The organism is Thalassolituus sp. UBA6592 (genome assembly GCF_002433655.1).
In the GTDB taxonomy this organism is placed as follows: domain Bacteria; phylum Pseudomonadota; class Gammaproteobacteria; order Pseudomonadales; family Oceanobacteraceae; genus Venatoribacter.
The window spans coordinates 9,257-19,096 of the sequence record NZ_DJIO01000144.1 but is presented as its reverse complement, the minus strand read 5'-3'; the positions used below and the strand labels follow the sequence as shown (position 1 = coordinate 19,096).

Annotated in this window: 9 protein-coding genes; 2 read left to right on the top strand and 7 right to left on the bottom strand. The window is 50.4% G+C overall.

The features are described 5' to 3' along the window. Window positions 1-347: PEP/pyruvate-binding domain-containing protein (locus B2Z72_RS14245; protein ID WP_297005136.1), on the bottom strand; the 347-nt coding region annotated here is incomplete at its 3' end. 101 nt (window positions 348-448) lie between these two features. Here B2Z72_RS14245 and ppsR point away from each other — a divergent pair. Next, the gene (gene ppsR, locus B2Z72_RS14240) at window positions 449-1,270 is read left to right on the top strand and encodes a posphoenolpyruvate synthetase regulatory kinase/phosphorylase PpsR (protein WP_296981542.1); all 822 of its coding nucleotides are present in this window, start codon (window positions 449-451) and stop codon (window positions 1,268-1,270) included. A 27-nt stretch (window positions 1,271-1,297) separates the two neighbouring features. Here the strand turns inward: ppsR and B2Z72_RS14235 are convergent, their stop codons facing one another. The 6 genes from B2Z72_RS14235 to B2Z72_RS14210 form a co-directional block, all read right to left on the bottom strand. Beyond that, complete coding sequence (locus B2Z72_RS14235; RefSeq protein WP_296981543.1) at window positions 1,298-2,152, bottom strand: alpha/beta hydrolase; 855 nt, start codon at window positions 2,150-2,152, stop codon at window positions 1,298-1,300. Between the two features lie 18 nt (window positions 2,153-2,170). Further along, window positions 2,171-3,052, bottom strand: a complete 882-nt coding sequence (locus tag B2Z72_RS14230; RefSeq protein ID WP_296981544.1) for a hypothetical protein — start codon at window positions 3,050-3,052, stop codon at window positions 2,171-2,173. A 65-nt stretch (window positions 3,053-3,117) separates the two neighbouring features. After that, window positions 3,118-4,770, bottom strand: coding sequence for an OmpP1/FadL family transporter (locus B2Z72_RS14225; RefSeq protein WP_297005133.1), 1,653 nt, complete (start codon window positions 4,768-4,770; stop codon window positions 3,118-3,120). A gap of 47 nt (window positions 4,771-4,817) precedes the next feature. Continuing rightward, complete coding sequence (locus B2Z72_RS14220; protein WP_296981546.1) at window positions 4,818-5,879, bottom strand: transporter; 1,062 nt, start codon at window positions 5,877-5,879, stop codon at window positions 4,818-4,820. Window positions 5,880-5,902: 23 nt separating this feature from the next. Then, window positions 5,903-6,838 (bottom strand): C39 family peptidase, encoded by a 936-nt coding sequence (locus tag B2Z72_RS14215; RefSeq protein WP_296981547.1) that lies wholly within the window; start codon window positions 6,836-6,838, stop codon window positions 5,903-5,905. 180 nt (window positions 6,839-7,018) lie between these two features. Beyond that, the gene (locus B2Z72_RS14210; RefSeq protein ID WP_297005129.1) at window positions 7,019-7,996 is read right to left on the bottom strand and encodes a DUF6160 family protein; all 978 of its coding nucleotides are present in this window, start codon (window positions 7,994-7,996) and stop codon (window positions 7,019-7,021) included. Window positions 7,997-8,321: 325 nt separating this feature from the next. On the opposite strand from B2Z72_RS14210, the gene pabB reads away from it, so the two are divergent. Beyond that, the gene (gene pabB / locus B2Z72_RS14205) at window positions 8,322-9,656 is read left to right on the top strand and encodes an aminodeoxychorismate synthase component I (protein WP_297005127.1); all 1,335 of its coding nucleotides are present in this window, start codon (window positions 8,322-8,324) and stop codon (window positions 9,654-9,656) included. The last annotated feature ends 184 nt before the right edge of the window (window positions 9,657-9,840 follow it).

Here is a 9,840-nt window from a genome sequence, read left to right as displayed (position 1 = left end):
TTGGCATTACCTTCCTGCAGTTTGCTGAAGGCTTCACGTACGTCTTTTTCCAGCTGCGGCGGCAGCGGCGCATCCAGAATCCAGCTACGGATCTGTGCGCCGGTATCGCTCAATGAGCGGATATCGTTTACATCAAGAGCGTCGAGGGCTTTCTGGATACGCTGATCCAGCCCTTCAAACGCGAGGAATTCGCGGTATGCATCCGCCGTGGTTGCAAAGCCTCCGGGAACCGAAACACCGGCCTCTGAGAGGTTGCTGATCATTTCACCGAGGGACGCATTTTTGCCCCCGACCCTTTCCACATCACCCATGGATACCTGATCAAACCACAGTACGTAATCAGTCAACGTGCTTCTCCTGTAACTATGCACACCTGCCAGAATCAAATAAACTCGCCTAAGCGGTCATTGGCTGCGTAATACTAAGTCCACGGGAAACAAATTTCCACATGAAGAGAACCGCCTTCTTTATCTCGGACGGTACCGGGATCACCGCAGAAACGCTGGGCAACAGCCTGCTGTCTCAATTCAAGGCTATCGAATTCGAGCGGGTCACCCTGCCGTATATCGACTCAGTCGAAAAAGCCCATAACGCAGCCGATCGCATCAATGCTGCTGCTGAAAAAAGCGGCAAGCCCGCGATCGTGTTCGACACCATTGTAAATGGTGATATCCGCCGGATTATTGATTCAGCCAATGCTTTGAAGATTGATATTTTCGGAGCATTCCTGGCGCCACTGGAAGCTGAGCTGCAGGTAGAATCCTCCTACAGTGTCGGCACCTCGCACTCCTCGGCCACCAGTTCCAGCTATATCGCCCGTATTGATGCGGTGAATTTTGCACTGGATAACGATGACGGTGCCCGCACCCGCCAGTATGCAGAAGCAGACATTATTCTGGTCGGTGTTTCGCGCTCCGGCAAAACGCCTACCTGTCTCTACCTGGCCATGCAGTTCGGCATCAAGGCAGCAAATTATCCGCTGACCGAAGAGGATATGGATGACCTGAAAATTCCGGTCAGTCTGGAAAAATACCGTCACAAATTATTTGGTCTGACCATCGACCCGGATCGCCTGGCAGCCATCCGTAATGAACGCCGTGCCAACAGCCGCTACGCCTCACTGAAACAGTGTTATCACGAAATTGATGAAGTCGAGATGCTGTATCAACGGGAAAACATTCCCTTCATCAGCACCACGGATAAATCGATTGAGGAAATTTCCACGCGCATTATGGTGGAAACGCAACTGGAACGCCGCCTGCGCAACTGAGCGCAGGCGCTGTTGCTGTAAACATCGTCAGGAACCGCGTGTTGCCCGGTGAGCATTCATGGCACGGGCAATGGTGCGCGGCTTGGTAAACACCAGACTGTGATCTGCACCCGCTACCGACTCATAACGCCAGTCTGAACTTGTCTCTGCCAGCTGCTGATGGCGCTCATGCATATAGGCCGGCGTTAAACCACCGACAAAACTCACACCGGACCATGGCGCCTGCCAGCTCAGGAAATAATCCGCACGCTGCATTATTTCAACGCTCACCGCATTTAAAGACAAAGCAAAGCCATCACGGTTTTCTTTAAGACGATTGATCGTCATCTGATCCACCGCACTGTTGGCCGGTCGTGCCGGTGAAACGGAATCGAGAAATTTCAGAAACGTGTTGTCATCCGCATTACCGGATAAAATCGCCGCAGAAATATCAGCATAGGTTCCGGCTTTGGCATTAAGCTCAGTTTTATCGCCGGAAAACAACATGGCAGGTTCCAGCAGATAAACGTTATTAACCGGCTGGCCAGTCTCAGCCAGAGCATGGGTCACCATACCACCGAAGGAATACCCGGCAATATCCACCCTACTCCAGTTAATGCGGATCAGCAGTTCCTGAATCTGTCGGGCATAGTCATTCACAACCGGTTCGCCGTTATCAAGAAAGCGGCTTTTGCCCATACCAGCGAAATCCGGAATCAGAATTTCATCCCACTCTTCCAGATAATTCACCAGATACATCCAGGTAACTTCACCCGCCACGCCAGCGCCATGCAATAACACCAGCCGACGTAATTCGCCGTCTGTCCGTAATCTGGGTTTCTGAATAACCAGCGCATGCTGAATGGCTGAAGCGGTGGTTAAATTTAGGGGATGCTTATCCATGAATGGTTCCTACTGAAATCAGAACCATTCTACCTCAAGGGAGGAATCTTCCGGTACCGCACCGCGGAAGAACAGTATGTATCCACGAACATCCGGGTCCTCAATACGGATCACGGATTCACGATATGCCTGGCGATGCCAGTTAGCCGGAATAGTCTGCTCCTGCATCCTCTCAAGGTAATGCAGCGGCACAAAGTCATCATCCACCGCGATCAGCGCGGCGTCCACATCAGTACTTCGGATGCGCAATGTCAGCGTGAAGGCATCCGTGTTTTCCGCATTATAAAAATACCAGGCTGGCGACAAGCCACTCCTGGCCGGAAAAGGACTGTTCTGCTGGATATGACGAAAAATCGTCGAACTACCCGCTGCCCGCAAAGGTTTCGCCTGCTGGCGAAAAGCTGCGCAACACCCGGATTGCCGGACTGCGGATGCAACCCGCTGCGGTGGAATCAGAATGTGATCGTAGAACACTGTTTCACTGTCAGCATTATTCTCCTGACCACCTGCCACAGCTCCCTGAGGAATAAACTCGCTGCGCACCCGGCCATCGGTGTCAGTCCAGATAAAAAATGGCGGATGCTCCTGCCGTTCCTGCTCTAACGCCGCTTCGAGTTCCGCTTCACTGAGATACTCTTCAGCCGCCGGGACTTTTGCATTTGAATCTGTTCGTACATCTACTGGGGTGTTTGAGGCTGCATCTGAAGCTGTATCTTTTGGCCTATCTATCGAGGCTTTTTTCGTGTTCGTATTCGTGTTCTGCCCATTATTTTCAGAATCTGCGCCTGCTGCCCGAATCTTTTGCCCGTCACCCGCTTGCCCCTCATCCTCTTGCCCGCCACCCTCTTTCACCTTAACAGCTGGGCGCGGAGAGTTGTGAATACGCCCTTCAGCATCCATCCAGGTAAAATATCCATCCTCTGCTGCTGTCGCCGGCGCCACACCAGAACAGATAAAGATAATGGTCAGAACTTGGTACGGAAGGAGAAACCTGCGGCGCCAATGGTCAGCCGGGTTTCTACGTCCAGCCCGGGATACGGATTGGTTACAGTACATGTAAGACAGTTTCGGTTAAGTGCATTACTGGAATTTTCATATTCGCCACTCGCTTCAGCATCCTGCGGATCGGCCAGAATCGTTTCCTGAGATTGCATAAAACTCAGCGACAGATCAACCACAGTATCCAGGTCCCACTGATACCCCATACCCAGGCTGTACATGCGGGCGAATCCTAACGGTGCCTGAATGCTGCGGGCTTCATCCGGGATTGACGATTTACGCGGTTCGTAGCCAAGACGCAGCTGAACACGGGAATTCAGGTCATACTGAAAACCAAAGCCAAAACTCCACACACTTTTGTAACCCAGCGGCTGGCGCAGCGTATCGTTAGTCACCAGATCCGGAGCAAGTGTTTTGGCTGCCCCAAGAAAACTGACCTGACGGTCAAACCGGAATTTCAGCTCATCCCACTTATCAAAGTCCGTCCAGCCGGCATCGGCGTTAAATTGAAAGTCATCCAGGAAACGTAATTTAATCCCTGTCTGAAAATGCTGCGGATATATTAATTCTGTGGTGACATTCCCTGCTTCTTTTTTAAGCCCGGTTGGCAGTGAAAAGATAGCACCGCCAATAGCACCGACGATTGAGTTGTTAAATGTGCGGAAGAAGTCAGCAAAGTCGTCGGAGTAATTCAGTTCATAGGTTCCCTTGAGTCGGGATTTTGCTTCACTCTGATACCCCATACCAAAAGCAAACCAGTCAACCGGCTCCCATAACAGGCCAAGGTTAAAAGACGGAGAGAGCGTCTCTTCGGTTTTAATCGTCAGCTCGCCCACATCGTCATAGGGTCCGACATTACCGCCGCACAGGCTGATAATCGGCGCCAGCGGGTCATTGCCTGTGGAATTACCATTATCATCAAAACAGGCAAATGCATCCTGCAATTCTTCCAGAACCGATATCAGCACATTGGGCGCACGAATATCCTGAACCACTGCAACCGCCTGATGGGAGAACAGAAAACCCGCCCCCAGAGAAAGTTGATCATTTACCTGATAACCAAAAGAAGGTGAGAAATAGGTAAAGCGCTGCAGCGCTACCTGCTTCGCCTGAAACCGCCCGGCGTCATCATCCTCTTTGGCAAAGCCCGCGGCCATTGGTGCATATACCGCATTAGCAAAGGTGAATTTTGAACCTGGAGGTTTGATGGAAATACCGCCATTGGGCAGCGTCAGCAACGGCAATGTCATTGGCATAATGCCATAGCCAGGAATATACGCTGCGGCTGTCGCTTCGCTTTTCGCATTGCCATTCTGATCGAGGATCGGATCATCTGCGATGTCCAGCAATCCAGCCTGGGATGAGTCGTAATCCTCAGGCAAGCTGAAATCAGCCTCCGATTTCAGCACGATATTCATAAGCTGTATCTGAATCTGCCGGTCATCCAGCTTCGTCAGACCTGCCGGATTAAAATGAATATCCATAATGCCGACCGGGTCAGCCGTTACCGCATTCCCGAGCGACATTGCCTTGGTATCAATAAACAGGTTCTGCGACAGCTGCCCATAGGCAAAGACAGGCATCAGCAAAAATAAACCGGTGAGAAATCTCATTAACATGTGCCACTGCTTAATTATTGTTATTACGATCCATGTCATGGCAAAGCTCAGCTTCCTGCCGGAGCCTTAACACCTTCTATATCGATTGGTAACGAGAGCCCCAGAATGATATCCGGGGAAAGTTCTGTCATACCAAACCCGACGTTAACGTTAGCAATGGTTTTTGGTGACACCCTGACACCAAGCGCAAAGTTCATGATGCCTGACATCTGACTGCCGACAGTCGATGTCTGACGCTCTCCACCGGAACGGAATACAAATGTCGTCTCGTCATTAAAAGACCCCTGAAAAGACGCACTGAGCGATACGTCGTAAGACAGGGAATAAGCAAAGCCCATAGAGAAAGAAATACTGCTGCCAGGATGAACTTCTGTCAGCAAAGACGAGCCGCGAACCTGATTGAGCCCTTTTTCCGGCAGGTTATAGCCATAACTGGCGGAACCAAAAAGAACGACAGGATCCAGTACTTTTGATGCACTGACGCCACCGGATACCGTGTAGTAACCAGAGCCTGTCGACAGACTTTCGTCCGTATCGATCTCATACGGACTGTCACCGGTTTTCAGTTTAAGACTGCCAAACCATGTCTGGCTGAGCTTACCCGGTATGTATTCGAACGGCTGATAGCGAACCGTTGAGCTGATATCACCCAGAGAATAAGCAGTCAGAGAATCTTCGGTATCGAATTTTGCGACCAGCGGCAGGCGCCCACCAATCGTCAGATTGTCGAACAGACCATAATCCAGTGCGAAGGAATTGGTAAAAGTATGACTGGCAACCGGACTGACATCCGCATTACGTATCGTAGATGACCCTGTTGGCTGGCCTTCAGAATCCAGCGTTGGTTCAATCACCAGATCCAGACGCTGATCGCCGTAGTAACTGTAATCAAAGTTATAATTCAGCGATACGCCGCCTTCACGCAACAGGGAATAGTTTTTCTCTGCCGCCTCAAATACTTCTTCCAGCGCCTTTTCTGTATCGGCATCGTTTTCCTGTTTGGACAGCGCCTCCCGCGCTCTGGAAAGATCAGCATCCTGCTCAGCCAACAGATTGTTTGAGAATGTCAGCAACGCCAGCGAGGCGGCCAAAATTAACCGGTTACCCATAATATCCCTTTGATCCCGTATTATTATTTTCTTCTGAAGCGCAGTTCTTTATGAATGCTTTCATTGGGGTCGTCCGTCACGCGGACATTAAATTCATCACGTTTACGGCCGTCGGATGAATCCTCGACGACAATCTCATAAACCGGATTACCGCTTTCTTCATCAACGACTGCTTCACCTTGTTCATCTGTTTTCTGCTGGTAAGAGGAATAAGCATTGTTATACAGCTCACCTAATTTGTTGGTAATGCTGTCGCTGTAGCGCATTGCCATCAGAGGGAATTCACGATATGCATTTTCTGCAATCACATAATCTGCAACATAACGCATATCCTCTTCGCGCAGCTCAAGTCCGGAAGCAGGCTTATGTCCGTTAGGGAAGACGATAAACAACACATTGTTATCCCAGACTTCCAGGAACCGGTTCAGGGTGAAACTAATATTGCCGAGAGCAGGATCGGCCAGATAGACCCGCCCTTCATAAACGCTGCGCAGCACCACAAAATGCTTAAATCCTGCATATTCAATAGGCACAATCGCGGGGTGATCCAGCTCCAGCAAGTCTTTGGCTTCCGCTTTAAAACCGCCGGACGGATGGCCCAGCGCAGTCACCAGACGTTTCATATCCAGCAGCGAAAAGCCGCGGCGTTCGATAATCCGCTCTGTTTCGCCGAACCTCAGCAAACCTTCCATCACCTGACGCTCCTGGAAGTTACGTCCGAGATAAAAGTCGAGCAAGGTAGTGAGTGCGGCTGAACCACAGGAATAGTCATACGCCTGGCGGACGACGTTACGGAATTTCTGGCGTACCAGAGGTTCAACATTTACCACTTCATCGTGCTGAAAATCTTCATTAACAGCGACCCGGTAAACGGTATCCCCCTGCGGACGATCATTCACAATGGCAAACTCATGCACCATTGCAAAACCTATGATGGATCCCAACAGAATGATGAACACGAATGATGGCCTGCGGCCCCTCCGGATTTATTATTGTTATATTCGCGAGGTGTACAATAGTACAGAAAAGGGCCTTTCCAACCAATAGATAATCAGGCCTTTTACCGGGTGTTTTCTGACAAAAACAGCAAATTCACGGCATAAAAAAACCCGCCGAAGCGGGTCTTTTTCAGCGCCCGATCAGTGACCGTAGATACGCTGGGTCATACCAGAGAGATTGATATCAGAGATCTTTACAGTACCAATGGATTGCTGCGCAATGGCAATACCACCCACCTCCAGCGTACCACTCAATTCACCCATCGCGATATAAACACCACCACCCTGAGCTACAGAACCACCATTCGCCCAGATTTTCTGATCAATGGTTGCGTTAATACGGTTGCCAGAACCATCAGTGTCATAGAACTGCACACCAGTAATCTGAATAGCTGAGCCATTACGCAGGGAGTTGTACACACCCTCCTCTCCTGCATCAAGGGAACCATTGCCATTACCACCCATAGCAACGGAGTCAGCACGAGCCTCAGCCTGCTCATCCGTGTAACCGAACAAACCAACATCCATATTATTCAGATCAATACTGGCGTTAGCAGCGATCACCACACCGGATGTCAGCGCATTACTCACCGGATCCACCCCGTTATCAAAGGTTGCGGCAAGACCATCAGGATCATTAACTTTGTCATATGCGCTCATGTTGTAGATAGTGGTGGTCGAAGCACCCATATCCAGCTGCATAGAGAGATTATTCACCAGCTCTGCATTGTTGGCAGGAGTTCCGGCCTGGCGCAGCATTACACCACTGGCAGAAGCAACCGTCGCGTCAGTCGGGTTATCCGTATTACCGATAGACAGCTGCAGGTCTGTAATAGCCGAAACACCCATCACCAGATTGCCATCAGCATCAACGTCGATGGTTTGGGTGATATCTGCATTGTTGATCTGGATATTTTCAATTGCCAGAGAACCTTCATCGATGTATTCAACTTCACCGATAGAAATGCCATCACCGGCAATATCAATCTCGATGGTCACACCTGCCTGACCGGTGGTGTTACCCATTACCGCATCATCCAGAGCAACCAGATCAGCATTCGCGGCAAATGGTGCTGCTGCGATGGCTGTGGCGAGGGTAGCTTTCTTAAGGAATTTCATGTGCACACTCCTGATTATTTTTCTTGGTTTTAGGGCTTCCATTTGCCCATTCACGGACCATCATTGAGCACGAATGGTGTGAATTTCGTTAAGAGCGGGATACATCAGAAACCGTCTTGTTATTGTTATTATCATTGGCACTAAAGCCTCAGGTCGGGCTCAATCTATTATGGGACTTTAGTGTTGTCTACCCCTTTTTTACAATTGCTTACACTTGATTACGACACCCAATTGCCTAAAATTTGCGGCAATTACCCATAACCATGGGTTTCCCTGTAAAATCAACTACCTACCTTCTCCTGCAGAGTACCGTTTCTGGCCTGTTATGACGCACAAAAGACTCAATACGAGTGCCCGGAAGATTATTAGAACAGGCCACGCCTACCCTGACTCTGTGTTGTTGTTCAGTGCCGACGGGCGCTGGCTGAGATCTTCAGAGGCCGACAACACAGCGGATACAGGTGCCGCGGGCGAAGCCTGGCTGTTTACACTGCCCACCCGGCAGATCGCGGCAAAGACAACAGAAGAACTCAGTAATCTTCACCAGACGCTGAAGCAGCAGATACAAAAGACACAAAGCCAGAGCGGTAGCCGGAAAGATATCTGCTCCGGCTGGGCAGGTTATTTCAGCTATGAAGCTGGCTGTGCGTTACAGGGTCTTTCGTATCATTCTGCGCTGGCCGAATTCGCTTACTATCCGGCAGTAATTCAGCTTAATCCGCAAACGGATGAAGCCACGGTGCGCTTCGCCGAAAGCATGAGCAAACAGGATCAGCAGGACTGGCTGGCCCGGTTTTATCAGCAATCAGAAGAACATCAGACTGCAGAGGCAGAAAGCCCACGCAAGGTTGACTGGCAGCGCCAATGGGACGACGAATTTTATTTCAGCTGCATTCATCGGGTGCACGATTACCTGCGCAGTGGTGATGCTTACCAGGTAAATCTCACTATGCCCTTCAATACCAGTGAAAACCTGAGAAAGCGCTCGCCCTTCCCTCTGCTGCAGCAAATGAATCCGTCGTTTGGCGGCTATCTCAATATGCGGGACAGAAGTATTTTCTCAGCCAGTCCTGAGCGCTTTATCTGCTTTGATGGCCAGCAGATGGTGACTCAGCCGATTAAAGGCACCAGCCGTCGTGGCAGCACGCCCGACGAGGATGAATCCCTGCGCCAATGGCTTGCCGCGAGCAAAAAGAATCAAGCTGAAAACCTGATGATTGTCGATCTGCTGCGTAACGATCTGAGCATTCTGGCCAAGCCGTTCAGCGTACAGGTCGACAAGCTGTTCGACATCGAAACCCACGAGAATGTGCACCATATGGTCAGCACCATCCGCGCAGAGCTGAAAGATGACTGCCATCCGGTTGATGTTATCTGCGCAGCACTGCCGGGCGGCTCTATTACCGGCGCACCGAAGAAACGGGCGATGGAAATCATCGAAGAACTGGAACCCCAGTCGCGCGGTGCTTACTGTGGCAGCATGGGCGTATTCGCTGATAACGGACAGGCGGATTTCAACATTCTGATCCGCAGCATTGATGCCCGCGACGATGGCGCCAGTTGCTGGGCCGGAGGCGGGATCGTGATCGACTCAACAGCGGAAGATGAGCTGGCAGAACTGCACACCAAAATTCAGAAAATTCTCGATTGTTCGTTCTGATGTCATCAGTCTGATGCTGTGCTGAATATTCACCGACAGCCGCAAAGTAAAAAGGCCGCATAAGCGGCCTTTTTCGAACATTTTTAGAACATTTTAATTGAACGCTACTGTCGATTACAGACGGTTCAGTCCGTTCAGCGCAGCAACACGATAGGCTTCTGCCATGGTCGGGTAGTTGAACGTG

Bases quoted from the DNA above. Each gene is read 5' to 3' on its own strand.
- B2Z72_RS14225 (WP_297005133.1), bottom strand. From the start codon at position 4,770: ATGTTAATGAGATTTCTCACCGGTTTATTTTTGCTGATGCCTGTCTTT.
- B2Z72_RS14230 (WP_296981544.1), bottom strand. From the start codon at position 3,052: ATGGATGCTGAAGGGCGTATTCACAACTCTCCGCGCCCAGCTGTTAAG.
- ppsR (WP_296981542.1), top strand. From the start codon at position 449: ATGAAGAGAACCGCCTTCTTTATCTCGGACGGTACCGGGATCACCGCA.
- B2Z72_RS14210 (WP_297005129.1), bottom strand. From the start codon at position 7,996: ATGAAATTCCTTAAGAAAGCTACCCTCGCCACAGCCATCGCAGCAGCA.
- B2Z72_RS14235 (WP_296981543.1), bottom strand. From the start codon at position 2,152: ATGGATAAGCATCCCCTAAATTTAACCACCGCTTCAGCCATTCAGCAT.
- pabB (WP_297005127.1), top strand. From the start codon at position 8,322: ATGACGCACAAAAGACTCAATACGAGTGCCCGGAAGATTATTAGAACA.
- B2Z72_RS14220 (WP_296981546.1), bottom strand. From the start codon at position 5,879: ATGGGTAACCGGTTAATTTTGGCCGCCTCGCTGGCGTTGCTGACATTC.